Annotated in this window: 26 protein-coding genes; 17 read left to right on the top strand and 9 right to left on the bottom strand. The window is 51.8% G+C overall.

The window, feature by feature from the left end; translation table 11 throughout:
- The first annotated feature begins 285 nt into the window (after positions 1–285).
- The 5 genes from argT (at position 286) to hisP (ending at position 4,360) form a co-directional block, all read left to right on the top strand.
- On the top strand, positions 286–1,068 hold the full coding sequence (gene argT / locus AC0LWE_RS11955) for a lysine/arginine/ornithine ABC transporter substrate-binding protein ArgT (protein ID WP_219347526.1): 783 nt from the start codon (positions 286–288) through the stop codon (positions 1,066–1,068).
- A gap of 242 nt (positions 1,069–1,310) precedes the next feature.
- On the top strand, positions 1,311–2,093 hold the full coding sequence (hisJ, locus tag AC0LWE_RS11960) for a histidine ABC transporter substrate-binding protein HisJ (RefSeq protein WP_059179340.1): 783 nt from the start codon (positions 1,311–1,313) through the stop codon (positions 2,091–2,093).
- Positions 2,094–2,181: 88 nt separating this feature from the next.
- Positions 2,182–2,868: a histidine ABC transporter permease HisQ gene (locus tag AC0LWE_RS11965; RefSeq protein ID WP_059179339.1), complete on the top strand. Its 687-nt coding sequence runs from the start codon at positions 2,182–2,184 to the stop codon at positions 2,866–2,868.
- Complete coding sequence (locus AC0LWE_RS11970; protein WP_131489097.1) at positions 2,865–3,578, top strand: ABC transporter permease; 714 nt, start codon at positions 2,865–2,867, stop codon at positions 3,576–3,578. The genes AC0LWE_RS11965 and AC0LWE_RS11970 overlap by 4 nt, the downstream gene beginning before the upstream one ends.
- A gap of 8 nt (positions 3,579–3,586) precedes the next feature.
- Positions 3,587–4,360 (top strand): histidine ABC transporter ATP-binding protein HisP, encoded by a 774-nt coding sequence (gene hisP, locus AC0LWE_RS11975; RefSeq protein ID WP_015959853.1) that lies wholly within the window; start codon positions 3,587–3,589, stop codon positions 4,358–4,360.
- A 33-nt stretch (positions 4,361–4,393) separates the two neighbouring features.
- On the opposite strand, the gene AC0LWE_RS11980 is transcribed toward hisP, so the two are convergent.
- The 4 genes from AC0LWE_RS11980 to yfcG form a co-directional block, all read right to left on the bottom strand.
- On the bottom strand, positions 4,394–4,900 hold the full coding sequence (locus AC0LWE_RS11980) for a GNAT family N-acetyltransferase (protein ID WP_202667443.1): 507 nt from the start codon (positions 4,898–4,900) through the stop codon (positions 4,394–4,396).
- A 57-nt stretch (positions 4,901–4,957) separates the two neighbouring features.
- On the bottom strand, positions 4,958–5,851 hold the full coding sequence (locus AC0LWE_RS11985; protein ID WP_202667444.1) for a TIGR01777 family oxidoreductase: 894 nt from the start codon (positions 5,849–5,851) through the stop codon (positions 4,958–4,960).
- Between the two features lie 19 nt (positions 5,852–5,870).
- Complete coding sequence (folX, locus tag AC0LWE_RS11990) at positions 5,871–6,233, bottom strand: dihydroneopterin triphosphate 2'-epimerase (RefSeq protein WP_059179334.1); 363 nt, start codon at positions 6,231–6,233, stop codon at positions 5,871–5,873.
- Between the two features lie 72 nt (positions 6,234–6,305).
- A complete protein-coding gene (gene yfcG, locus AC0LWE_RS11995) occupies positions 6,306–6,935 on the bottom strand; it encodes a GSH-dependent disulfide bond oxidoreductase (protein WP_202667445.1) in 630 nt (209 codons plus the stop codon).
- A gap of 137 nt (positions 6,936–7,072) precedes the next feature.
- Here yfcG and yfcF point away from each other — a divergent pair, with 137 nt between their 5' ends.
- Genes yfcF through yfcD form a run of 3 tightly spaced genes read left to right on the top strand, consistent with a single transcriptional unit; the run spans position 7,073 to position 8,933 of the window.
- Positions 7,073–7,717, top strand: a complete 645-nt coding sequence (yfcF, locus tag AC0LWE_RS12000; RefSeq protein ID WP_059179499.1) for a glutathione transferase — start codon at positions 7,073–7,075, stop codon at positions 7,715–7,717.
- A gap of 55 nt (positions 7,718–7,772) precedes the next feature.
- Positions 7,773–8,324: a phosphodiesterase gene (yfcE, locus tag AC0LWE_RS12005; RefSeq protein WP_219347527.1), complete on the top strand. Its 552-nt coding sequence runs from the start codon at positions 7,773–7,775 to the stop codon at positions 8,322–8,324.
- A 54-nt stretch (positions 8,325–8,378) separates the two neighbouring features.
- Positions 8,379–8,933, top strand: a complete 555-nt coding sequence (gene yfcD / locus AC0LWE_RS12010; RefSeq protein ID WP_059179331.1) for an NUDIX hydrolase YfcD — start codon at positions 8,379–8,381, stop codon at positions 8,931–8,933.
- Between the two features lie 3 nt (positions 8,934–8,936).
- Here the strand turns inward: yfcD and AC0LWE_RS12015 are convergent, their stop codons facing one another.
- Positions 8,937–9,956: a LacI family DNA-binding transcriptional regulator gene (locus tag AC0LWE_RS12015; protein WP_015959845.1), complete on the bottom strand. Its 1,020-nt coding sequence runs from the start codon at positions 9,954–9,956 to the stop codon at positions 8,937–8,939.
- A 236-nt stretch (positions 9,957–10,192) separates the two neighbouring features.
- Here AC0LWE_RS12015 and AC0LWE_RS12020 point away from each other — a divergent pair, with 236 nt between their 5' ends.
- The 5 genes from AC0LWE_RS12020 to AC0LWE_RS12040 all read left to right on the top strand — a co-directional run bounded on the left by AC0LWE_RS12020 (position 10,193) and on the right by AC0LWE_RS12040 (position 14,167).
- A complete protein-coding gene (locus AC0LWE_RS12020; RefSeq protein WP_059179330.1) occupies positions 10,193–10,636 on the top strand; it encodes a PTS sugar transporter subunit IIA in 444 nt (147 codons plus the stop codon).
- A gap of 77 nt (positions 10,637–10,713) precedes the next feature.
- Complete coding sequence (locus AC0LWE_RS12025; protein WP_015959843.1) at positions 10,714–10,986, top strand: PTS sugar transporter subunit IIB; 273 nt, start codon at positions 10,714–10,716, stop codon at positions 10,984–10,986.
- 16 nt (positions 10,987–11,002) lie between these two features.
- Positions 11,003–12,394 carry a PTS ascorbate transporter subunit IIC gene (locus AC0LWE_RS12030; RefSeq protein WP_059179329.1) on the top strand — a complete coding sequence of 464 codons (1,392 nt, stop codon included), beginning with the start codon at positions 11,003–11,005 and terminating at the stop codon, positions 12,392–12,394.
- The gene (locus AC0LWE_RS12035; RefSeq protein ID WP_202667447.1) at positions 12,391–13,221 is read left to right on the top strand and encodes a transketolase; all 831 of its coding nucleotides are present in this window, start codon (positions 12,391–12,393) and stop codon (positions 13,219–13,221) included. Before AC0LWE_RS12030 ends, AC0LWE_RS12035 begins: the two co-directional genes overlap by 4 nt.
- Positions 13,214–14,167 (top strand): transketolase family protein, encoded by a 954-nt coding sequence (locus AC0LWE_RS12040; protein ID WP_219347529.1) that lies wholly within the window; start codon positions 13,214–13,216, stop codon positions 14,165–14,167. The genes AC0LWE_RS12035 and AC0LWE_RS12040 overlap by 8 nt, the downstream gene beginning before the upstream one ends.
- Positions 14,168–14,227: 60 nt before the next feature.
- On the opposite strand, the gene pta is transcribed toward AC0LWE_RS12040, so the two are convergent.
- Both pta and ackA read right to left on the bottom strand, forming a co-directional pair.
- Positions 14,228–16,369, bottom strand: a complete 2,142-nt coding sequence (gene pta / locus AC0LWE_RS12045) for a phosphate acetyltransferase (RefSeq protein ID WP_059179326.1) — start codon at positions 16,367–16,369, stop codon at positions 14,228–14,230.
- A gap of 76 nt (positions 16,370–16,445) precedes the next feature.
- Positions 16,446–17,648, bottom strand: coding sequence for an acetate kinase (ackA, locus tag AC0LWE_RS12050; protein WP_202667449.1), 1,203 nt, complete (start codon positions 17,646–17,648; stop codon positions 16,446–16,448).
- Between the two features lie 337 nt (positions 17,649–17,985).
- Here ackA and yfbV point away from each other — a divergent pair, with 337 nt between their 5' ends.
- The 4 genes from yfbV (at position 17,986) to AC0LWE_RS12070 (ending at position 21,604) form a co-directional block, all read left to right on the top strand.
- A complete protein-coding gene (gene yfbV, locus AC0LWE_RS12055; protein ID WP_059179324.1) occupies positions 17,986–18,441 on the top strand; it encodes a terminus macrodomain insulation protein YfbV in 456 nt (151 codons plus the stop codon).
- 91 nt (positions 18,442–18,532) lie between these two features.
- Positions 18,533–19,027 (top strand): YfbU family protein, encoded by a 495-nt coding sequence (locus AC0LWE_RS12060; protein WP_015959836.1) that lies wholly within the window; start codon positions 18,533–18,535, stop codon positions 19,025–19,027.
- A gap of 10 nt (positions 19,028–19,037) precedes the next feature.
- Positions 19,038–19,697, top strand: a complete 660-nt coding sequence (locus AC0LWE_RS12065) for a sugar phosphatase (RefSeq protein ID WP_202667450.1) — start codon at positions 19,038–19,040, stop codon at positions 19,695–19,697.
- A 74-nt stretch (positions 19,698–19,771) separates the two neighbouring features.
- Complete coding sequence (locus tag AC0LWE_RS12070) at positions 19,772–21,604, top strand: SLC13 family permease (protein WP_219347531.1); 1,833 nt, start codon at positions 19,772–19,774, stop codon at positions 21,602–21,604.
- A 32-nt stretch (positions 21,605–21,636) separates the two neighbouring features.
- Here the strand turns inward: AC0LWE_RS12070 and yfbR are convergent, their stop codons facing one another.
- Both yfbR and alaA read right to left on the bottom strand, forming a co-directional pair.
- On the bottom strand, positions 21,637–22,236 hold the full coding sequence (yfbR, locus tag AC0LWE_RS12075) for a 5'-deoxynucleotidase (RefSeq protein ID WP_059179321.1): 600 nt from the start codon (positions 22,234–22,236) through the stop codon (positions 21,637–21,639).
- Between the two features lie 93 nt (positions 22,237–22,329).
- Positions 22,330–23,547, bottom strand: a complete 1,218-nt coding sequence (gene alaA / locus AC0LWE_RS12080) for an alanine transaminase AlaA (protein WP_015959832.1) — start codon at positions 23,545–23,547, stop codon at positions 22,330–22,332.
- Positions 23,548–24,108 lie beyond the last annotated feature (561 nt).

Consider the following 24,108-nt stretch of genomic DNA (forward strand, 5'->3'; position numbering starts at 1 on the left):
CGCACAACGTCGGTGCATGAAAAATGGATTTGCCCTGTTTCGGGGCAAATATGCAACCGCGATCATATCCTCAACATTTAATTCGTTTTTTCCCCTTTTCCCTCTGCGGTTCGTTCGGTAGACCTGCTATCTTTCACCATTAAGGCATTATCGCAACGTTTTATTAACATATTTAACGTCGATTTTTTCACCCGACGGCAATGTGGCATAAGACCTGCAAGGATCGCCTGCAATACAACACACAACACAATACATAATAAAATCACGACACTTGAGGGTAAATGTATGAAGAAGACGGTTCTGGCTCTGTCTTTGCTGGTGGGGTTAAGTGCGGCGGCAAGCAGCTATGCAGCACTTCCACAGACAGTTCGTATCGGTACCGACGCAACCTACGCGCCATTCTCGTCGAAAGATGCCAAAGGTGATTTTGTAGGCTTTGATATCGATCTGGGCAATGAGATGTGCAAGCGTATGCAGGTTAAATGCACATGGGTGGGCAGTGATTTTGACGCGCTGATCCCGTCGCTGAAAGCCAAAAAAATTGATGCGATTATCTCCTCACTCTCTATCACCGAAAAACGTCAGCAGGAAATTGCGTTCTCCGAGAAGCTGTACGCTGCGGATTCCCGTCTGATTGCTGCTAAAGGTTCCCCAATTCAGCCAACCATTGAATCGCTGAAAGGCAAGCATGTGGGCGTGCTGCAAGGCTCCACGCAGGAAGGGTATGCTAACGCTGACTGGCGCGAAAAAGGTGTCGATGTCGTGGCTTACCAGAACCAGGATCTGATCTATTCCGATCTGGCGGCGGGTCGTCTGGATGCGGCATTCCAGGACGAAGTGGCGGCGAGCGAAGGCTTCCTGAAACAGCCTGCAGGTAAAGATTTTGCGTTTGCTGGCCCGTCGGTTAAAGATAAAAAATACTTTGGCGACGGCACCGGGATTGGCTTACGTAAAGACGATGCCGAGCTGAAAGCCGCATTCGATAAAGCCTTTAACGAAATGCGTAAAGACGGTACCTACGACAAACTGGCTAAAAAATACTTCGACTTCAACGTTTACGGCGATTAATCGTCAATAACGGGAAAGGGTGCCATGGCGATTCCCTGCCATGGTGCGCCTCGGGTGTGAATGACCCAATGTGGTGCAAAAAACGCACCATGTTGGGTCGTCAGGTGCATAGTTAAGCACTTATGATGCAAAAAACTCCATACAGCGGGCATTATACTTTGCCATGTCTGGGGGATTGATGGCACATTAACGACACCCCCTCGTCGTAAAATCCCGTAATAGACAGTTTGTTGAGGATAGATATGAAAAAACTGGTGTTGTCACTTTCACTGGTGCTGGCGTTTTCCAGCGCTACCGCGGCGTTCGCTGCCCTCCCGCAAAAAGTTCGTATCGGCACAGATCCCACTTATGCCCCGTTTGAATCGAAGAATTCGAAAGGTGAATTGGTCGGTTTTGATATCGATTTGGCAAATGAGCTGTGCAAACGTATCAAAGTGCAATGTACCTACATTGAGAACCCACTGGATGCGCTGATCCCCTCGCTGAAAGCGAAAAAAATTGACGTGATCATGTCTTCTCTGTCTATCACCGAAAAGCGCCAGCAGGAGATTGCCTTCACGGATAAACTCTACGCGGCTGATTCTCGTCTGGTGGTGGCAAACGCCTCTGATATCCAGCCGACACTTGAGTCCCTGAAAGGCAAACGCGTAGGCGTGTTGCAGGGTACAACTCAGGAAACCTACGGCAATGAACACTGGGCGCCAAAAGGGATCGAAATCGTCTCTTATCAGGGCCAGGAAAATATCTACGCTGATCTGACCGCGGGTCGTATCGACGCCGCATTCCAGGACGAAGTCGCTGCCAGCGAAGGTTTCCTGAAAACGCCGGTCGGTAAAGACTATAAGTTTGGCGGTCCGTCCATTAAGGACGAAAAACTCTTTGGCGTCGGCACCGGTATGGGTCTGCGCAAAGAAGATAATGAATTGCGCGAAGCGCTGAATAAGGCCTTTGCAGAAATGCGCGCTGACGGAACGTACGAAAAGCTGGCAAAGAAATACTTCGATTTTGATGTATACGGCGGCTAATTGCGCTGTTGAATAACGTGCGGCCCCTCTCGTTACGGGAGGGGAAAAGACACGGTTTGACCACTCACGACACGACAGGGCAGGCGTTATGCTGTACGGATTTTCTGGCGTTATTTTACAAGGCGCGCTTGTCACCCTCGAACTGGCCCTCAGTTCTGTGGTGCTGGCGGTGCTGATAGGCCTGGTGGGTGCGGGAGCGAAACTTTCGAGCAATCGAATTCTGGCATTGGTCTTTGAAGCCTATACCACACTGATTCGCGGCGTACCCGATCTGGTATTGATGCTGTTGATTTTCTATGGCCTGCAAATTGCGCTTAACAGCCTGACGGATGCCATCGGGATGTCGCAAATTGATATTGACCCGATGGTGGCCGGTATCATCACGCTGGGCTTTATCTACGGCGCATACTTCACTGAAACGTTCCGTGGCGCGTACATGGCCGTCCCCAGAGGACATATCGAAGCGGCGACCGCTTTTGGCTTTACCGCGTCGCAAATCTTCCGTCGAATTATGTTCCCGGCCATGATGCGTTTTGCCTTACCGGGCATTGGCAACAACTGGCAGGTTATCCTCAAAGCGACGGCGCTGGTGTCACTGCTTGGTCTGGAAGATGTGGTCAAAGCCACTCAGCTTGCCGGGAAAAGCACGTGGGAACCGTTCTATTTTGCTGTCGTATGCGGATTGATTTATCTGGTGTTTACCACCGTCTCCAATGGCGTGCTGCTTCTACTCGAACGTCGCTATTCCGTGGGTGTGAAGAGGGCTGACCTGTGATTGAGATTATTCAGGAATACTGGAAATCGCTGCTGTGGACAGATGGCTATCGCTTCACCGGCGTGGCAATCACCCTGTGGCTGCTGATCTCCTCCGTCGTAGTCGGCGGAATTTTGGCGGTGTTTTTAGCGATTGGTCGCGTCTCGAACAATAAGTACATCCGCTTTCCGATCTGGCTGTTCACCTATGTGTTTCGCGGAACGCCGCTTTACGTGCAACTGCTGGTGTTCTATTCCGGGATGTATACGCTTGAGATCGTGAAAGGCACCGAGATGCTGAATGCGTTCTTTCGCAGCGGGCTGAACTGTACCGTCCTGGCACTCACGTTGAATACCTGTGCATATACCACCGAGATTTTCGCCGGGGCGATTCGTTCGGTGCCTTACGGTGAGATTGAAGCGGGTCGGGCGTACGGCTTTTCATCGGTGAAACTCTATCGCTGCATTATTTTGCCCTCGGCGCTGCGTATTGCGCTCCCGGCCTACAGCAATGAAGTGATCCTGATGCTGCACTCCACCGCGCTGGCGTTTACCGCCACCGTACCGGATTTGCTGAAAATCGCCCGTGATATTAACTCGGCGACCTATCAGCCCTTTACCGCATTCGGTATCGCTGCGGTGCTGTACTTAATTATTTCGTACGTTCTGATTAGCCTGTTCCGTAAAGCGGAAAAACGCTGGCTGCAGCATGTCAAACCTTCGACGCACTGAGAATAAAGATGGCTGAGAACAAACTAAACGTTATCGACTTGCACAAGCGCTACGGCGAACATGAAGTGCTGAAAGGGGTGTCGTTGCAGGCAAACGCGGGCGATGTCATCAGTATTATCGGGTCATCCGGTTCGGGGAAAAGTACTTTCCTGCGCTGCATTAACTTCCTCGAAAAACCGAGCGAAGGCTCTATTGTTGTCAGCGGGCAACAAATTAATCTGGTGCGCGATAAAGACGGACAGCTGAAAGTGGCGGATAAACATCAGCTGCGTTTGCTGCGTACCCGTCTGACGATGGTATTCCAGCACTTCAATCTCTGGAGCCATATGACGGTGCTGGAGAACGTGATGGAAGCGCCGATTCAGGTATTAGGTCTGAGCAAGCAAGAGGCACGCACCCGCGCAGAAAAATATCTGGCGAAAGTGGGCATTGACGAGCGCCAGCAGATTAAATATCCGGTGCATCTGTCGGGCGGTCAGCAACAGCGCGTTTCGATTGCGCGTGCTCTGGCGATGGAGCCCGAAGTGCTGCTGTTTGATGAACCGACGTCGGCGCTGGACCCGGAGCTGGTGGGAGAAGTGCTGCGCATCATGCAACAGCTCGCCGAAGAGGGAAAAACGATGGTGGTGGTGACGCACGAAATGGGCTTTGCCCGTAACGTATCTAACCACGTCATCTTCCTGCATCAGGGCAAAATCGAAGAGCAAGGACATCCGGATGACGTTTTAGCGAATCCGAAAAGCCCGCGCTTGCAGCAGTTTTTGAAAGGGTCACTCAAGTAGTTATCGTTCCCCCTCTCCCGCTGGGAGAGGGCATCAAACCGCACGCATTTCCAGCCGATACACCCAGTCGTCAAACTTCACGCCGTCAATCTCGTAGGCTTTTTCCAGCACCTGCGTACGCACAAATCCGGTTTTCTCAAGCACCCGCACTGAACCGACATTGTCCGCCAGCACATACGCATTCACCGCTTTAACGCCCAGGTTAAACGCGTAATCGCACACCGCGCGTAGCGCTTCGCTGGCAATACCTCTGCCCTGCGCTTGCGGAATTACGGTGTAACCGATGTCTGCCTCTTCGCGGAACTGGGTGCTCACTTGCAGGCCAATGTCACCCAGCGGGGTGTCATCGTCATGAGCGCGCATGACAAAGGTATGCTGCGCCGTCAGGCGGGCGGCAAAAACGCGACGGGTCTCTTTTTCTGAAACGATGCTGGCCATAAACCGCATGATGTCGCGGTCTTCACGCAGCGAACGAAAAAACGCCCAGTCGGAGGGTTCAAAAGGAGTGAGAAGGAGTCGGGGAGTGGTGATTGTTGCCATCGTTACGCCATCGCAGTGAGTCTGAATGCTGACTTTACCATACGTAACGCGGCAAATTTAACCCACCACATCTCCCAGGGCTTCTTCTAGGTCATACCAGCGAAACGCAAATCCTGTCGCTTCTAATCGTTTTGGCAGCGCACGCTGCCCACCAAGCACGAGCACCGACGATTCACCCATCAGCAGGCGAACGGCGGTTGCCGGGGCGCGCAGAATAGCAGGACGTTTTAGCGCATGACCGAGCGCATGCGCAAATTGTTCATTGCGAACCGGATACGGCGACACCATATTGAACGGGCCGCGCAGATCGTTATCCAGCAGCCAAATAATCGCATTGATCATATCGTCCACATGAATCCACGCCAGATACTGACGTCCGCTGCCAATGGGGCCGCCCAGTCCCAGCTTAAAGACGGGCATCATTTTCGCCAGTATCCCGCCTTTGGGGGCGAGTACGACGCCGGTGCGCAACAGGCAAACGCGGGTGCGGTCGCTTTGCGCGCCGCAGGCAATCTGCTCCCAGCGGGCGCACAGTTTGTGGGTGAACTCGTTATGCGGAGGCTCTTCTTCGGTGACAACGACTTCGCCGAGATCGCCGTAGTAACCCGCCGCCGATCCAGAGATGAATACCGATGGCGGCGTTTCACTGGCATGAAAAAGATCGACCAGTTTTTGCGTGATGTTCCAGCGGCTATCGCACAAACGCTGTTTTTGCTGCTCCGTCCAGCGCTTATCGGCAATGGGTTCACCGGCGAGATTGATGACAGCATCAAAGCCGTCGAGATTCTGATGCTCAGCCAGCCCTTTCCAGATGCCAACATCATTGCCGAGCACCTGGCGCGCTTTATCCGGGCTGCGCGTGACGACGGTGACGTCATGTTTCAGCGCTTGCAAACGTGGAATAAGATGGCGACCAATCAGGCCAGTACCGCCTGTCATCAGAATCTTCATGCAACCTCCTGGCTTGCGCTTAGCCTCGCCAGCTCAACGTCATCGAGACGGAGTCGGCATAGCGTAGCGCGTGAAGTTTATCGATCTCTACCTCAGCATAAGTGACCCAATGATGTTCGCGTGCGATATCGAGCACATCCTGAGTTAATTTTTCCAGCAACGAGAAACGGTTATTTTCAACATATTTAATGATGTTTTTGGTAACGGTGCGATAGTTCAGCGCATCGTTGATATCCTCACTGGCGCGCGCTTTATCAGCCGGATAATGGATAACCACATTGATGAGGATATCCTGTCGATTCTCCATCTCTTCGGCTTTGATCCCAATAAACGTGCGCAGGCGTAAATTTTTTATACGAATAATCGCGTCGTGCTGTGACATTGCAGGCTTCCTCCGTTCATTATTTGCCTCATGATACATGAGGAAATACGCCGCGCACATTCCGCCACGCGCTTATATTTGCTGCATTTTCTGCATGGCACGTTCGGTTGCCGGGCGGTGACGGATTCGCTCGAACCAGTTGTTTACCGCAGGATAGTTGGTCAGATTTATTCGCTGACGCTCATGCGCGTTGATCCACGGCCAGCAGGCGATATCAGCAATGCTGTAATGGTCTCCGCCCAGCCATGGCGACGTCTCCAGCCGTTTGTTCATCACGGTGTAAAGTCGTTGAGTTTCAAACTGATAACGTTCGATGGCATAGGGAATGGTCTGCGGGGCGAAATGATTAAAGTGATGATTTTGCCCAAGCATTGGCCCCAGCCCGCTGGACTGCCAGAAGAGCCATTGCAGCGTGTGGTGGCGCTCACGCAATTCACCACTCAATAGTTTTCCGCATTTTTCAGCCAGATAAAGCAAGATCTCGCCAGATTCAAATAAGCTTAATGGCTTTCCGGCATCGGCCGGCTCGCTATCGACAATGGCCGGAATTTTGTTGTTGGGGGAGATGGCCAGAAAGTCGGGCCTGAACTGATCCCCCTTGCTGATATCCACTTTAATGACACGGTAATCTAATTGTGTTTCTTCCAGAAAAAGCGTGATTTTATGACCGTTTGGGGTTGGGGCGTAATAGAGGTCTATCATTTCAACTCCTGTCGTGACATGACTCAGCGAATAGAATCGAGTATAGGTGCTTGCGGTAAATCGTGAGTTTTGATCAAGTGACAGGAAAGCCAGGAGGCGATATGTTGGATGAAAACCGAACTGCCGATGAGGATGCTATGAGTCAACCTACGATTACCCTGTGGTCCGATGCTAACTATTTCTCACCTTACGTCATGAGTGTGTATGTTGCGCTGGCGGAGAAGGGGCTGACTTTCACGCTTAAAGCCGTAGATTTGGATCGGGGTGAGCATCTCACGCCGCAATGGCAGGGCTATAAGCAAACGCGTCGCGTGCCTGTTCTGGAAATTGATGACTTTGAGTTGAGCGAGTCTTCCGCTATTGATGAGTATCTGGAAGAGCGTTTTGCACCGCCAGAATGGGAGCGCATCTATCCGCACGACCTGCAAAAGCGCGCCCGCGCCCGGCAGATTCAGGCGTGGTTACGCAGCGATTTGGGACCGATTCGTGAAGAGCGTTCGACCGACGTTATTTTTGCTGGTGTGAAAAAGCCTGCGCTGACACAAGCGGGCGCGGCGAGCGCCAGTAAACTGTTCGATACGGCCTCCAGGCTGCTCGAGCATGGCAATCCCAATTTGTTTGGTGAATGGTGTATTGCGGATGCCGATCTCGCCCTCATGCTCAATCGCCTTGTCCTGAACGGTGATGACGTGCCGCAAGCGCTGGCAGATTATGCCGCATTCCAGTGGCAACGCGCTTCCGTGCAGCGTTATGTCGCGCTTTCTGCTAAGCGCGCAGGCTGATTAAGACAGCAGACTGCGGTATCATAGGGCCGTGTTTTTTCGTCAGGAGTGATTGATGAAACTAATGTTTGCAACAGATATCCACGGCTCGCTGCCCGCCACCGAACGCGTGTTGTCACTGTTTGAACAAAGCGGCGCACAGTGGCTCATTATTTTGGGTGACGTGCTCAATCATGGCCCACGTAACGCCTTGCCGGAAGGTTATGCCCCTGCGCAGGTAGCTGAAAAACTTAATCAGTACGCAGATAAAATCATTGCGGTTCGGGGAAATTGCGACAGCGAAGTGGACCAGATACTGCTGCATTTTCCGATAACCGCACCCTGGCAACAGGTTTTACTGGATAATTGCCGTTTATTTTTGACCCACGGCCATCTCTTTAGCCCGGATAATCTGCCCGCGCTGACAACTGGCGATGTGCTGGTTTACGGTCATACTCATATTCCAGTGGCGGAGACGCGGGGGGATATTGTGCATTTTAATCCCGGCTCAGTCAGTATTCCGAAAGGCGGGCATGTTCCCAGCTACGGTGTTCTGGACGATAATCAATTACGCGTTATCGCACTTAATGATCAGCAAGTTATTGCGCAGGTCAGCATTAATACGTAAGTTACACCTCAACTGTAAACGCGCCAAAAGAGCGCTTAACGAGAAGGGTTCCCGATGGTGGAGCAGAGTCATTTGGCAAGTACAGAATGGGTTGATATTGTCAGCGAAGACAATGAAGTGATCGCCCAGGCGAGCCGCGAGCAAATGCGCGCAGAGCGTCTGCGTCATCGCGCAACTTACATCGTTGTTCACGACGGAATGGGCAAGATCCTGGTACAGCGACGTACTGAAACAAAAGATTTTCTTCCGGGTATGCTGGATGCCACCGCTGGGGGTGTCGTACAGGCAGATGAAATTCTGTTGGACTCTGCTCGCCGCGAAGCAGAAGAAGAGTTAGGCATCGCGGGCGTGCCGTTTGCCGAGCACGGTCAGTTCTATTTTGAAGATCAACACTGCCGCGTCTGGGGAGGCCTGTTTAGCTGCGTGTCCCACGGACCCTTCGCCCTTCAGGAAGAAGAAGTGAGCGAAGTGAGCTGGATGACGCCAGAAGAGATTACCGCGCGCTGCGACGAGTTTACGCCGGACTCACTTAAAGCGCTGGCTCTGTGGATGAGCCGTAATGCTAAAAATGAATCCGCTAAACCCGAAAAGCAAGAACAGGCTGAATAAGCCTTAGCAACTTTCCCGCAGACACAGACTGGAAGCGATCGGTTTCTGATCGCGCCAGTCGCCACCGTTCATCCGTTCCAGCAAAGCCCGTCCTGCTTCAACACCAATCTTACGATGGGGTACTGCCATTGTGGTCAAGGGTGGCTGACAAACGCGGCTCACATCACTGTCGCCAAACCCGACAACGGCCAGATCGTCAGGCACTTTGATGCGTCTGCGCTGACATTCATACAGCACTCCGCACGCCAGCTCATCCGAAACGCATACCAGCGCATCCAGTTCCGGCCAGGCGAGTAAAAATTCCGGCAGTTGCGACGCGCCGGTCGAGAAATTAGGTGGCAGCGCCGCGTTGATCACTCTATTAGGCGAAAGGTGGTGGCGTAACATCGCTTTATACCAGCCTTGCAGATGCTGCTGGAAAATCCACTGCTCCTGATTGGCGCACAGCAGACCAATGTTTTGATATCCCCGCTGAATGACCAGCTCGGTTATCTCGTACATCGCGGCAACGTTATCAATTCCGATGTTCATATCAAGCGGATCGGCGCGCATCGCACCCATTTCCATCACTGGAATTGACGCATTCTTCAGCCAGTGACGGACAGTGTCAGTATGTTCAACACTGAGTAAGATCGCGGCAGCGATATTCGATGCCAGCAGCGTTTCCAGTAATTTCTCTTCTTGCTCCGGGCGGTGTTGAGATTCAGCCAGGATAATCTGGTATCCGGCGGGTTGCAGGATTTGTTGCAATCCGGCAAACATCTCAGAACAACCATCTTCTGCAAGATTTGGAACGACCATTGCGATGGTCCATGATGACGCGGACGCCAACGCACTGGCGGCAAGATTGGGCATATAGCCCAGTTCATGTACCGCCGCTTCTATTTTTTCTCTTAGCTTATCGGAAACCTGTTCGGGCGTGCGCAATGCGCGGGAAACCGTCATTGTCCCTACGCCGGCAAGCTGTGCAACGTCAGAGATCGTCACTTTGCCGGTACTACGTCGTTTTCGGGTTAAAGACATACTCGTTCCTGATGACAGACGCGATCTTCTTCTCATCCTTCGCTTCACGTTGATTGAGTATACGCCTTAAATCCCTTTTTTTACTGTGATTTACCGCGCTGATTGTAATTTGATAGCGCTATCACAATTTTGAATGTTAGAAATTGGTAGCGCTATCTTTGTGATCTTGATCGCAGCTAACTATTCATGGGTTGAATAAAGTTTGCTCATTGTAGGCGCAAGGGCAGGAGGAGAAGGTGCTCAATAAATGGTTAAACGATGCCACCATTATGCTTGAGGATCGGGTTGAAAACTGGCCACAGGCACTGGAATTATGTGCCCAGCCACTGCTGGATATGAACGTGATTGCTCCAGAATACGTTACGGCGATCGTTGAACAACATCACAAGTTAGGACCGTATTATGTGCTGGCACCAGGGCTAGCAATGCCGCATGCGCGGCCAGAAGAAGGGGCAAAAGGACTGGGTCTCTCATTATTAAAACTTAAACAGGGAGTTTCATTTGGCGCCGGAGAATTCGACCCGGTTGATATTATCATCATGCTTGCTGCACCTGACAAAAATAGTCACATCGAAATGATCTCTGCACTGGCTGAGTTATTTTCCAGTGATGATGATTTGGCTGAATTGCACAGGGCAAACACACGCGAGGAAATAAACGCCGTCATCGAACGATTCTAGATATTACGCATTCCAGTAATTAAACACATTACGCCTGCGCGTGATGCGGATGTACTCTACTCGAAAAAGGCATAACAATGAAAATTATGGCGATTTGCGGTTCCGGCCTGGGCAGCAGTTTCATGGTCGAAATGAATATCAAAAAAGTGCTAAAAAAATTAAATATTGAAGCTGAAGTAGAGCACTCCGATCTCTCCTCTGCAACACCGGGTGCTGCCGACGTTTTCGTGATGGCGAAAGATATTGCCGCCAGCGCAAGCGTGCCTGAAAGCCAGCTGGTGGTGATCAACAACATCATCGACATTAATGAACTCGAAGCGCAATTACGCGCCTGGTTCGACAAACAATAACTTTAGTGAGGTGGATATGTTTATCCTCGAAACGCTGAATTTCGTTGTTGATATTTTAAAAGTCCCTTCGGTACTGGTTGGCTTAATTGCATTGATCGGGCTGGTGGCGCAAAAAAAACCTTTTTCTGATGTTGTTAAAGGTACGATTAAAACCATTCTCGGCTTTATTGTATTGGGCGGTGGTGCGACCGTGCTGGTCGGATCATTAAATCCATTAGGCGGTATGTTTGAGCACGCTTTTAATATTCAAGGGATTATTCCGAATAATGAAGCGATTGTTTCCATCGCGCTGGAAAAATATGGCGCATCAACCGCGCTGATCATGGCCTTTGGTATGGTGGCAAATATTATTGTCGCCCGCTTTACGCGCCTGAAATACATCTTCCTCACCGGCCATCACACTTTTTATATGGCCTGTATGATCGGTGTGATCCTTACGGTCGCTGGGTTTGAGGGTGTCGGTCTGGTCTTTACCGGCTCGTTGATTCTCGGTCTGGTGATGGCGTTCTTCCCGGCGATTGCGCAGCGCTACATGAAACGTATCACCGGGAACGACGATATCGCCTTTGGTCACTTCGGTACCCTGGGATACGTGCTCTCTGGCTGGATCGGCAGCAAATGCGGTAAAGGTTCACGTTCAACGGAAGAGATGAATCTGCCGAAAAACCTGAGCTTCCTGCGCGACAGCTCCATTTCAATCTCGCTGACCATGATGATTATTTACCTGATCATGGCGGTGAGTGCCGGACGTGAGTACGTAGAAAGCACGTACAGCGGCGGGCAAAACTACCTGGTTTACGCGATTATCATGGCCATTACGTTTGCCGCTGGCGTATTCATCATCCTGCAGGGTGTGCGTCTGATTTTGGCAGAAATCGTTCCGGCCTTTACCGGGTTCTCGGAAAAACTGGTACCGAATGCGCGCCCTGCGCTGGACTGTCCGGTGGTTTATCCCTACGCCCCTAACGCGGTGCTGATTGGTTTCCTGTTTAGCTTCCTCGGTGGGCTGGTGGGCTTGTTAATCTGCGGCCAGTTGAACTGGGTGCTGATCCTGCCAGGCGTTGTTCCGCACTTCTTCACCGGTGCGACAGCGGGTGTATTTGGTAATGCGACGGGCGGGCGTCGTGGCGCAATGATAGGTGCTTTTGCCAACGGCCTGCTGATCACGTTCCTCCCGGTCCTGCTGTTGCCTGTGCTCGGTGCAATCGGGTTTGCTAACACCACATTCTCGGACGCTGACTTTGGTGCCGTCGGGATCCTGTTGGGCAATCTCGCCCGCTATCTCTCACCGTTTGCGATCACAGGCCTTGTCGTGGCGGTCTTCGCACTGCTGGTGGCCTACAACGTGTTTGCTAAACAAAAATCTGCTGGCGGTAATGCGCAGGAAAACACTGGAGCGAAATCATGAATGTGAATGAGGTTACCCGACTGGCGCGTGATATTCGCGTGGCGACGCTCAAATCGCTGACGCAGCTGGGTTTTGGGCATTATGGCGGCAGTATGTCAGTGGTCGAGACTCTTGCCGTGCTTTACGGTTCGGTGATGAAAATTGATCCAGCGGATCCCGACTGGCCCGAGCGTGATTACTTTGTGCTGTCGAAAGGTCACGCGGGTCCGGCGCTTTACAGCACGCTGGCGATTAAAGGCTATTTCCCGGTTGAAGAGTTAAGCACCCTTAATCATAACGGCACACGTTTGCCGAGCCACCCGGATCGGCTCAAGACGCGTGGTGTAGATGCCACGACCGGTTCCCTGGGTCAGGGGATCTCCATTGCGGGTGGCATGGCGTTGTCGCATAAGCTGGCGGGACGACCAAATCGCGTTTTCTGCATTGTGGGCGATGGCGAGTTGAACGAAGGCCAGTGCTGGGAGGCGTTCCAGTTTATCGCCCATCATCGTCTGAATAACCTGACCGTGTTCGTCGACTGGAATAAACAACAGCTCGATGGTGAACTGGACGAGATCATTTGCGCCTTTGATCTGGAAGGGAAATTCCGAGCATTCGGTTTTGACGTGGTGAAGGTTAAGGGTGATGACATTCCTGGCCTGCTCGAGGTGGTTACGCCAGTACCTGATGCTCAGGCCAGGCCGCGCGTGGTCATCCTCGACAGTATTAAAGGGCAGGGCGTGCCGTATCTGGAGCAGCTAAGCAACTCCCACCACTTACGCCTGACGGACGAAGTTAAAGCCACACTCAACGAGACGATTCGCCAACTGGAGGCCGCAAATGATTAAGGTTGCACCCGCAGGACAGAAAGACGCTGTTGAGATGCGTAAAGTGTATGCCGGATTTGTGGCGAGTCAGATAGAAGCGGGCAGCGAGATTATTGCCCTTGAAGCGGACCTGATGAGCTCAATGGCGATGGATGGCGTGGCGCGTGATTATCCACAGCACGTCATCAACTGCGGCATTATGGAAGCCAACGTGATTGGCACAGCCGCGGGGTTATCGCTCACCGGGCGTAAGCCGTTTGTGCATACCTTTACGGCCTTTGCCAGCCGTCGTTGTTTTGACCAGCTGTTTATGTCGTTGGATTATCAACGCAATAACGTCAAGGTCATCGCGTCGGATGCAGGCGTTACGGCCTGTCATAACGGCGGCACGCACATGTCATTTGAGGACATGGGCATTGTGCGCGGTCTGGCGCATTCCGTGGTGCTGGAAGTGACGGATGCCGTCATGTTTCAGGATGTACTGCGTCAGCTTATCGATCTGAAAGGATTCTACTGGGTCCGCACCATCCGCAAGCAAGCGCCAAGCGTTTACGCGCCGGGCTCAACGTTTACCATCGGCAAAGGCAACGTATTGCGGGAGGGGGATGACATTACCCTTATCGCCAACGGCATCATGGTCGCGGAAGCGTTAGAAGCTGCACGTCAGCTTGAACAAGAGGGCGTAAGCGCGGCAGTCATCGATATGTTCACCCTTAAACCTATCGACCGAATGCTGGTGAAAAACTACGCTGAAAAAACGGGTCGGATTGTGACGTGCGAAAACCACAGTATCCACAACGGGTTGGGTTCTGCGGTCGCAGAAGTGCTGGTCGAAACGTGCCCGATACCGATGCGGCGCGTAGGCGTAAAAGAGCGTTACGGTCAGGTCGGAACGCAGGATTTCTTGCAAAAAGAGTATGGTCTGACGGCTCACGATATCGTGTCAGCGGCGCGAGAGTTGCTGTAATTGCGCAGTAAATAAAAAGGGCGACCCACGGGTCGCCCTTTTTGATTGCCCGGAGGCAGATTACTGCTGCTGAGAAGACTGAATCGCAGTCAGCGCGATGGTGTAAACGATGTCGTCTACCAGTGCGCCACGGGACAGGTCGTTCACAGGTTTGCGCATGCCTTGCAGCATCGGCCCAATGGAGATCAGGTCGGCAGAACGCTGTACCGCTTTGTAGGTGGTGTTACCGGTGTTCAAATCTGGGAAGATGAACACGGTAGCGCGACCCGCAACCGGAGAGTTTGGTGCTTTGGATTTTGCCACATCAGCCATCACGGCGGCGTCATACTGCAGCGGACCGTCGATGATCAGATCAGGACGTTTTTCCTGCGCCAGACGTGTCGCTTCGCGAACTTTCTCTACATCGCTACCTGCACCAGACGTGCCGGTTGAGTAGGAGAGCATTGCAACGCGTGGCTCGATACCAAAGGCAATAGCGGAATCCGCAGACTGAATCGCGATTTCAGCCAGCTGTTCTGCGGTTGGATCTGGGTTGATCGCGCAGTCACCGTAAACATAAACCTGTTCTGGCAGCAGCATGAAGAACACAGAAGAAACCAGAGAACTGCCTGGTGCTGTTTTGATCAGCTGCAGCGGCGGACGAATGGTGTTCGCAGTAGTATGAACCGCACCGGAAACGAGGCCATCAACTTCATCCTGTTCCAGCATCAGCGTACCCAGCACCACGTTGTCTTCAAGCTGTTCGCGGGCAACGGCTTCGGTCATGCCCTTGCTCTTACGCAGCTCAACCAGACGGGCAACATAGCTTTCGCGTACCACTTCTGGATCAACGATTTCGATACCTGAACCCAGCTCAACGCCTTGAGATGCGGCGATGCGGGTGATTTCATCAGGATTACCGAGCAGTACGCAGGTCGCGATTCCGCGTTCTGCGCAGATAGCGGCTGCTTTAACGGTACGTGGCTCATCACCTTCTGGCAGTACAACGCGTTTGCCGGCTTTACGTGCCAGCTCAGTCAGCTGGTAACGGAAGGCTGGCGGAGACAGACGGCGGCTGCGCTCAGAGGTGGCTGTCAGGGATTCGATCCAGTCAGCATTGATGAAGCTTGCAACGTATTCCTGAACTTTCTCGATACGCTCATGGTCGTCAACCGGAACTTCCAGGTTGAAGCTCTGCAGGCTCAAAGAGGTCTGCCAGGTGTTGGTGTTAACCATGAATACCGGCAGGCCAGTCGCGAAAGCGCGTTCGCACAGCTTGCTGACGCGCGCGTCCATTTCGTACGCGCCGGTCAGCAGAATTGCACCGATTTCTACGCCATTCATTGCGGCCAGACACGCTGCTACCAGCACGTCTGGACGGTCTGCGGAAGTCACCAGCAGAGAACCTGCACGGAAGTGTTCCAGCATGTGCGGAATGCTACGGGCACAGAAGGTCACGGACTTCACGCGGCGGGTCTGAATGTCGCCTTCGTTGACTACGGTAGCGTTCAGGTGGCGCGCCATGTCGATTGCGCGAGTCGCAATCAGATCAAAGCTCCACGGTACCGCGCCCAGAATAGGCAGTGGGCTGCTTTCGCTAAGCTGAGCAGGGTCCACTTTCACGACTTTCGCTTTGGAAGAGTCGTCAAAAATTTCTGACAGATCCGGGCGAGTACGGCCTTGTTCATCAACCGGCGCATTCAGCTTGTTGACGATAACGCCAGTGATGTTAGCGTTTTTCGCGCCACCGAAGCTGCTGCGGGTCAGTTCGATACGTTCTTTCAGCTGTTCCTGAGTGTCGGTACCCTGAGACATCACAAACACGATTTCAGCGTTCAGAGTCTTAGCAATTTCGTAGTTCAGTGACTGAGCAAACTGGTGTTTACGCGTCGGAACCAGACCTTCAACCAGAACCACTTCCGCGTTCTGGGTGTTCGCGTGGTAGTTCGCGATGATCTCTTCCATCAGCACGTCTTTCTGATTGCTGGAAAGCAGAGATTCAACGTGGCTCATCTTCAGCGGTTCAGCCGCTGGCAGATTAGAATTGGCACGCACAATGGCGGTGGTTTGGTCTGGCGCATCGCCACCCGCACGAGGCTGGGCGATAGGCTTAAAGACGCTCAGACGAACGCCTTTGCGTTCCATAGCACGGATAACGCCAAGGCTGACGCTGGTCAGGCCGACGCTGGTTCCGGTAGGGATCAGCATAATAATACGGGACACGGTTTATCCTCTTTTGGTTACCGCCGCAGTGGGCGGGGTACAAAACAGCACCGCCAGCAAGGCTGGCGGTGTGGTATTAGGCAGTCAGACGGTTTGCGTCTTGTGCGATGACCAACTCTTCATTGGTTGGGATAACCATCGCCAGACGGGTGCCTTCTTTGTTGATGTAACCGGATTTGCCGAAACGAGCAGCCAGGTTACGTTCGTGATCAACTTCGAAGCCCAGAACGCCCAGTTTGCCCAGGGACAGTTCGCGAACCATCGCGGCGTTTTCACCGATACCACCGGTGAAGACAACAGCATCCAGACGACCGTCCATCAGTGCAGTGTAAGAACCGATGTATTTCGCCAGACGGTGGCAGTAAACGTCCATGGCACGTTTTGCGTCTTCTTTATCTGCGTAGTTGTCTTCAACATAACGGCAGTCGCTGGTGACTTCGGTCAGACCCAGCAGGCCAGACTCTTTGGTCAGCATTTTGTTGATGTCGTCAACGCTCATGCCCAGAGTGTCGTGCAGGTGGAAGATAATCGCCGGATCGATGTCACCGGAACGCGTACCCATCACCAGACCTTCCAGCGGGGTCAGACCCATAGAAGTATCAACACATTTGCCGTTACGGATAGCAGAAACAGAACCGCCGTTGCCCAGGTGGCAAGTGATGATGTTCACTTCTTCAACCGGCTTGTTCAGGACTTTTGCCGCTTCCTGAGTCACATAGAAGTGGCTGGTGCCGTGTGCGCCATAGCGACGTACGCTATGTTCTTTGTAGAGTTTGTACGGCAGGGCATAGAGGTAAGACTCTTCCGGCATGGTCTGATGGAACGCAGTATCGAACACAGCCACGTTTTTGTCTTTCAGATGCGGGAAGGATTTCAGCGCTTCGTAGATACCGATCAGGTGAGCCGGGTTGTGCAGCGGTGCAAATGGTGCTGCATCTTTAATACCCTGAATCACGGTCTCATCAATGATCACGGATTTGGTGTATTTTTCGCCGCCGTGGACGATACGATGACCAATTGAGGTCAGCTGAGCAGACAGTTCTGGTTTTTGTGCCAGAATAGTGTTAACGATAAAGTTCAGCGCTTCACTGTGAGCGGCGCCTGCACCTAAAGCCGCTTCTTGTTTGCTACCGTCCATTTTCCATTTGATACGTGCTTCAGGAAGATGGAAACACTCGGACAAACCAGAGAGGTACTCTTCACCGTTGATTGCATCGATGATGGCAAATTTGAGGGAAGAACTACCGCAGTTCAGAACCAGTACTAACTTACTCGACATGGAAGTACCTACTATTGATACGTGGCTAAAAAAACGTCAGTGAGTCTAAAAGCGTAACGCAAGATGACTCAGACATTTATGATTAACATCATGCCAAACAAACTTTCTGGCATGATGAAAGAAATCCATATGATTTTACGCCATTTTGAACGATTTTCAGACAATGGCATAATATGCGATAATTTGACGAGTTAACGATTCTCGTCTAAGGCCCTTTGAGGCTGGCACAGAATACCCGATACTGGGTAGCGATGACAAAATATTTTGAACGTTGTCATAGCGTGTTGTGGTTTTGCACGAAAATTTTAAATTTTATATGTGAAGTTGAGGTACAGCCATGTCGACACCTGAAAACCCCTCCGTGAACTTCTTCAGTCTGTTTCGTCGGGGACAGCATTATGCAAAGACGTGGCCGTTGGAAAAACGCCTTGCGCCAGTGTTTGTCGAAAATCGTGTCATCCGTATGACGCGCTATGCGATTCGCTTTATGCCGCCGATCGCGGTGTTTACCCTTTGCTGGCAGATAGCGTTAGGCGGTCAGCTTGGCCCGGCTGTTGCCACCGCACTCTTTGCGCTTACGCTGCCCATGCAGGGTTTATGGTGGCTGGGTAAACGCTCTGTTACGCCGCTGCCACCTACTATATTACACTGGTTTTATGAAGTGCGCGGCAAACTTCAGGAAGCAGGGCAAGCGCTCGCTCCGGTCGAAGGCAAACCCGATTATCAGGCGCTGGCGGATACGCTCAAGCGGGCGTTTAAGCAACTTGATAAAACATTCCTTGATGACTTGTGATTGATCATCGAAACGGTTGTAAAAAGAAGGCACAGTAACAAACAGTTACCGTGTCTTTTTTTTAAGTGCCATGCGCAACAGGAGTCGAAAGATGGAAATGACCAACGCTCAACGTCTGATTTTGTCCAATCAGTACAAAATGATGACCATGCTTGATCCCGACAACGCTGAGCGCTATCGCCGCTTGCAAACCATCGTTGAACGCGGCTTTGGCTTGCAGATGCGCGAGTTGGACCGTGAGTTTGGTGAATTGAAGGAAGAAACCTGTCGCACCGTTATCGACATCATGGAGATGTATCATGCGCTGCATGTTTCCTGGACCAACCTGAAAGATGCCCAAACCATTGATGAGCGTCGTGTGACGTTCCTGGGCTTTGATGTCGCCACCGAATCGCGCTATCTGAGTTACGTCCGCTTCATGGTCAACACGGAAGGGCGTTACACCCATTTTGATGCGGGTACGCATGGCTTTAACTCGCAAACTCCGATGTGGGAAAAATACCAACGGATGTTGAGCGTGTGGCATTCATGCCCGCGTCAGTACCATTTAAGTAGCAACGAGATCCAACAAATCATCAACGCCTGAGGGGGTGAATGTGCAGTGTAAAGGTTTTCTGTTTGATCTGGACGGTACGCTGGTGGATTCGCTGCCGGTTGTCGAGCGTTCATGGTGCCATTGGGCCGACAGGCATGGCATTGACCATCAGGACGTACTGAATTTTATCCATGGCAAACAGGCCATTACTTCTCTCCGCCATTTTCTGCCTGGAAGAAGCGAAGAGGAAATTCAGTCCGAGTTCACGTATCTGGAGCAAATCGAAGCGGCCGATACCGACGGCATCGTTGCGTTGCCGGGTGCAATTGAACTGCTCCAGCATTTGAATGAAGCGCACATTCCATGGGCAATTGTGACGTCAGGTTCGATTCCGGTTGCGCATGCGCGCCACAAAGCGGCGGGCCTCCCGTTACCGGAAGTTTTCGTCACGGCAGAACGTGTTAAGCGCGGTAAACCTGAGCCTGACGCCTTTTTGTTGGGGGCGGAATTGCTGGGACTTCACCCTGCCGATTGCGTTGTGGTCGAAGACGCCGCCGCCGGTGTGCTGGCAGGCCTTAACGCTGGCAGCCATGTGATTGCCGTCAACGTGCCGGCCGGTTCACCCCGACTGGACGAAGTCGACTTCGTGATCTCTTCTCTGGAGACGCTTGACGTCCACAGGAATTCAGACGGGAATGTGACCGTCTCCCTGAAAATGTAACCCCATGAATTGGCCCCACATTGTTGGGGCCTTTTTGTGGCAAAATTTCTTCTTTTCCCTGACAAGGACATGTTGTGAACGGTGAATTGATTTGGGTGCTCAGCCTGCTCGCTATCGCCATTATCCTCTTTGCAACCGGCAAAGTACGCATGGACGCCGTTGCGCTGCTGGTTATTGTTGCGTTCGTACTGAGCGGTACGCTAACGCTTTCTGAAGCGTTCTCTGGATTTAGCGATCCCAACGTTATTCTGATTGCCGCCCTCTTTATTATTGGTGACGGGCTGGTCCGAACCGGAGTGGCGACGGTGATGGGCTCGTGGCTGGTAAAAGTGGCGGGTAGCAGTGAAACCAAGATGCTCATTTACCTGATGCTCACTGTGGCAGGGCTTGGCGCATTTATGAGCTCCACTGGCGTGGTCGCCATTTTCATCCCGGTCGTGTTAAGCGTCTCAATGCGTATGCAAACGTCACCCTCGCGGTTAATGATGCCGCTGAGTTTTGCAGGGCTCATCAGTGGGATGATGACGCTCGTGGCGACGCCGCCGAATCTGGTGGTGAACAGCGAGCTGTTGCGAGAAGGATACGCAGGTTTCAGCTTCTTTAGCGTGACGCCTATTGGATTGGTCGTGTTGGTACTCGGCGTGTTTTACATGCTGCTGACCCGTTTTGCCCTGAAAGGGGATCCCCTCCATAAAAATAAAGATGGCTGGCGTCGACGGACTTTTCGCGATCTGATCAAAGAGTATCGCCTTACCGGCCGGGCACGCCGTCTGGCGATCCGCCCGGGTTCGCCGCTGATCGGCCAGCGTCTTGACGATCTCAAGCTGCGCGAGCGCTATGGCGCAAATATTATTGGTGTCGAACGCTGGCGGCGGTTCCGGCGCGTCATCGTTAACGTTAACGGGGTATCGGAGTTTCGTGCACGAGACGTATTACTGATCGATATGTCGACGGCAGATGTTGATTTACGTGAGTTTTGTGCTGAACAACTGCTCGAGCCGATGGTGCTGCGCGGGGAATATTTCTCCGATCAGGCGCTTGACGTCGGAATGGCGGAAGTTTCGCTTATCCCTGAATCCGAACTGCTGGGCAAAACTGTGCGCGAAATGGGTTTTCGTACCCGGTATGGCCTTAACGTTGTTGGGTTAAAGCGTGATGGCGTTGCGGTGGAAGGGGCGTTGGTGGATAAGCCGTTACAGTTGGGCGACATCTTCCTGGTTGTCGGAAACTGGAAACTCATCAACCAGTTGGGGCAAAAAGGACGCGATTTTGTGGTGTTGAATATGCCCGTAGAAGAGAGCGATGCATCGCCCGCGCACAGCCAGGCTCCACACGCCATTTTCTGTCTGGTACTCATGGTGGCATTGATGCTAACCGATGAAATTCCGAATCCTATCGCCGCGATAGTTGCCTGCTTGCTGATGGGGAAATTCCGCTGTATCGATGCCGAAAGCGCCTATAAAGCCATCCATTGGCCGAGCATTATTCTTATCGTGGGGATGATGCCATTTGCCCTTGCACTGCAAAAAACAGGCGGCGTGGATTTAGTCGTTAAAGGATTGATGGACGTCGGCGGGGGTTATGGGCCTTACATGATGCTGGTGTGTCTGTTCGTGATGTGCGCGTCGATTGGACTCTTTATCTCCAATACCGCAACGGCAGTATTGATGGCGCCTATCGCTTTGGCAATGGCGAAATCAATGGGGGTATCGCCTTATCCGTTTGCCATGATGGTGGCGATGGCGGCTTCCGCTGCGTTTATGACGCCCGTGTCATCACCGGTCAATACGCTGGTGTTGGGGCCAGGAAATTATAAATTCAGTGATTTCGTCAAGCTCGGCGTGCCGTTTACGCTTTTAGTGATGATGGTGTGTGTCGTGCTGATCCCGGTTCTTTTCCCGTTCTGATTTATTCGCCCGGCAGCCACCGGGCGAGACGGTTACAGCGGTGAATCCTGACTTATCTCATCCAGCGACAGCTGAAAACTCGGCACAAACACCTGCATAAAATAATCCATCTCCTCACTGCGCCGAGATTCCAGTGTTTTTTCCAGGCGCGATTTCGCTAACAGGAATTCATTGTTGCCCGCGGAGAGTTCTTCCAGACATTTCAGATAGGCGCACAGAGCATCGGCCTGTTTCACCAGTAATCTCTCTTCTTCGCTGCACTGATGCTCGTCGATCAGAGGAGCAAAAATATCGCGTAACTCCTCCGGAACCATATCAACCAGCTTCTGTTGGGCGATCTTTTCAATGGCTTTATATTCTTGCGCAATCTGCGAGTTGAAATATTTTACTGGCGTCGGTAAATCGCCCGTTAACACTTCTGACGCATCGTGATACATCGCCAGCAGGGCAATGCGTTCGGCGTTGACTTTCCCATTGAATTTGCGATTTTTAATCGCCGCCAGCGCATGGGCGACCATAGCTACCTGCAAACTGTGCTCAGACACATTTTCAGTACGCACATTGCGCATCAGCGGCCAGCGGTTGATGAGTTTCAGGCGGGAGAGATGGGCGAAGAAATGACTTTGACTCATAAGTTACCTTTTGTCTTTCACGGCGACAGATTTCATTGTGCGGGGAGGGGAGGCAAGATGCAAATCAGGCTGCCGAAGGCAGCCTGATGAAGGTTAGAGCTGATGGTAACCTGACAGGAAACGGCCAAATCGGCTGATTGCCATTTCAAGCTCGTCTTCGCGAGGTAAGGTAACAATACGGACGTGGTCAGGCCATGGCCAGTTAAACGCCGTACCCTGTACCAGCAGCACTTTTTCCTGTAACAGGAAATCGAGCACCATTTTCTGGTCATCATGAATATTGAAGCGCTTTGCATCAATTTTCGGGAACATATAAAGCGCGCCATTTGGCTTCACGCACGACACGCCAGGAATATCATTAATCAATTCCCACGCGCGGTTACGCTGTTCGTACAGGCGCCCGCCCGGCACGATAAATTCGCTGATGCTTTGATACCCGCCAAGCGCGGTCTGAATCGCGTGTTGTGCCGGAACGTTTGCACACAGGCGCATAGACGCCAGCATTTCAAGGCCTTCAATATAACCTTTAGCGTGCTTTTTCGGGCCATGAAGGACCATCCATCCCTGGCGGAAACCCGCCACGCGGTAAGTTTTTGACAAACCGTTAAATGTCACCGTTAGCAGATCGGGTGCCAGTGCCGCGATGGAGTGGTGCTGTGCGGCGTCGTACAGAATTTTGTCGTAAATCTCGTCGGCGTAAATGATCAGGTTATGCTGACGGGCGATCTCAACGATCTCCATTAACAGCTCTTTGGAGTAGACCGCACCGGTTGGGTTATTCGGGTTGATAATAACGATACCACGGGTGCGCGGCGTGATTTTAGAACGGATATCGTCAAGGTCCGGGAACCAGTCAGAAGATTCATCACACAGATAATGCACGGCTTTACCGCTCGAAAGCGATACGGCGGCAGTCCACAGCGGGTAATCCGGCGCGGGAACGAGCATCTCATCGCCGCTGTTCAACAGCGCCTGCATGGCCTGCACGATCAATTCGGAAACGCCGTTACCGATATAGATATCTTCAACGGTGACATCACGCATACCACGGGCCTGATAATGCTGCATGATCGCTTTACGGGCGGAGTACAACCCCTTTGAATCACAGTAGCCTTGGGCCGTGGGAAGGTTTCGAATCACATCAACGAGGATTTCGTCCGGCGCATCAAAACCAAACGGCGCAGGGTTACCAATGTTGAGTTTCAGAACTTTGTTGCCTTCCTCTTCCAGGCGTTTTGCCTCTTTGAGAACGGGGCCGCGGATGTCGTAACAGACATTATCTAATTTGCTGGATTTTTCGATAGGGGACATGAATCTTTGACCTTTTAGCTGTTATTGCCACTCCCTGCCGTGGAAGTCAGCACGAAACAATGTACTCCCACCGCGTGGCATTTTGAAGGGTGTGCAGTAGAAGATTTTGTAGAGTGAAGAAAATGATGTGGAATGTCTTTAACTGAGTAAATAGCTTTTATGTGGTCAAAACGTTTGCTTAATTAATGTTTTTTAGTGTTATATCTTGATGGGTAAAATTTTTATTGTATTTTATCCTGTTTGAAATTAAGGTAAAGCAACTAAAGTCGATGAGTCTGGAATGGTTTCTTCTCGTGACCTTTCGTAAAATCGGAATGCTTCTTACTATCTTTGGTACATGTTTAATTTTGACAAACGTTACGCGTGTGAAAATAATGTTAAGCAGTATTAATGAATAAACCTAATCTAAATTAATGTTTATTTATTATTGACGCTTAAATCTTAACTTTCGTTAATTTTAATAAAATTAGTTTAGCGCTATATCAACATCGTTTAATCAGTGATGATGCGATAATACTTATAAATAAAGTGGGTTTGAGTTAAGATGTTGCCTCAGTAAAC

It is taken from the genome of Lelliottia sp. RD5 (assembly GCF_056032945.1).

What these genes read in the sequence shown, in the direction of transcription:
- AC0LWE_RS11965 (WP_059179339.1), top strand. Translation starts at nt 2,182, where the DNA reads ATGCTGTACGGATTTTCTGGCGTTATTTTACAAGGCGCGCTTGTCACC.
- yfcD (WP_059179331.1), top strand. Translation starts at nt 8,379, where the DNA reads ATGGTGGAGCAGAGTCATTTGGCAAGTACAGAATGGGTTGATATTGTC.
- AC0LWE_RS12040 (WP_219347529.1), top strand. Translation starts at nt 13,214, where the DNA reads ATGATTAAGGTTGCACCCGCAGGACAGAAAGACGCTGTTGAGATGCGT.
- AC0LWE_RS12060 (WP_015959836.1), top strand. Translation starts at nt 18,533, where the DNA reads ATGGAAATGACCAACGCTCAACGTCTGATTTTGTCCAATCAGTACAAA.
- folX (WP_059179334.1), bottom strand. Translation starts at nt 6,233, where the DNA reads ATGTCACAGCACGACGCGATTATTCGTATAAAAAATTTACGCCTGCGC.
- AC0LWE_RS11980 (WP_202667443.1), bottom strand. Translation starts at nt 4,900, where the DNA reads ATGGCAACAATCACCACTCCCCGACTCCTTCTCACTCCTTTTGAACCC.
- yfbV (WP_059179324.1), top strand. Translation starts at nt 17,986, where the DNA reads ATGTCGACACCTGAAAACCCCTCCGTGAACTTCTTCAGTCTGTTTCGT.
- hisJ (WP_059179340.1), top strand. Translation starts at nt 1,311, where the DNA reads ATGAAAAAACTGGTGTTGTCACTTTCACTGGTGCTGGCGTTTTCCAGC.
- yfcF (WP_059179499.1), top strand. Translation starts at nt 7,073, where the DNA reads ATGAGTCAACCTACGATTACCCTGTGGTCCGATGCTAACTATTTCTCA.
- yfcG (WP_202667445.1), bottom strand. Translation starts at nt 6,935, where the DNA reads ATGATAGACCTCTATTACGCCCCAACCCCAAACGGTCATAAAATCACG.
- argT (WP_219347526.1), top strand. Translation starts at nt 286, where the DNA reads ATGAAGAAGACGGTTCTGGCTCTGTCTTTGCTGGTGGGGTTAAGTGCG.
- AC0LWE_RS12025 (WP_015959843.1), top strand. Translation starts at nt 10,714, where the DNA reads ATGAAAATTATGGCGATTTGCGGTTCCGGCCTGGGCAGCAGTTTCATG.
- yfcE (WP_219347527.1), top strand. Translation starts at nt 7,773, where the DNA reads ATGAAACTAATGTTTGCAACAGATATCCACGGCTCGCTGCCCGCCACC.
- ackA (WP_202667449.1), bottom strand. Translation starts at nt 17,648, where the DNA reads ATGTCGAGTAAGTTAGTACTGGTTCTGAACTGCGGTAGTTCTTCCCTC.
- AC0LWE_RS12035 (WP_202667447.1), top strand. Translation starts at nt 12,391, where the DNA reads ATGAATGTGAATGAGGTTACCCGACTGGCGCGTGATATTCGCGTGGCG.
- AC0LWE_RS12015 (WP_015959845.1), bottom strand. Translation starts at nt 9,956, where the DNA reads ATGTCTTTAACCCGAAAACGACGTAGTACCGGCAAAGTGACGATCTCT.
- yfbR (WP_059179321.1), bottom strand. Translation starts at nt 22,236, where the DNA reads ATGAGTCAAAGTCATTTCTTCGCCCATCTCTCCCGCCTGAAACTCATC.
- hisP (WP_015959853.1), top strand. Translation starts at nt 3,587, where the DNA reads ATGGCTGAGAACAAACTAAACGTTATCGACTTGCACAAGCGCTACGGC.
- AC0LWE_RS12030 (WP_059179329.1), top strand. Translation starts at nt 11,003, where the DNA reads ATGTTTATCCTCGAAACGCTGAATTTCGTTGTTGATATTTTAAAAGTC.
- alaA (WP_015959832.1), bottom strand. Translation starts at nt 23,547, where the DNA reads ATGTCCCCTATCGAAAAATCCAGCAAATTAGATAATGTCTGTTACGAC.
- AC0LWE_RS11985 (WP_202667444.1), bottom strand. Translation starts at nt 5,851, where the DNA reads ATGAAGATTCTGATGACAGGCGGTACTGGCCTGATTGGTCGCCATCTT.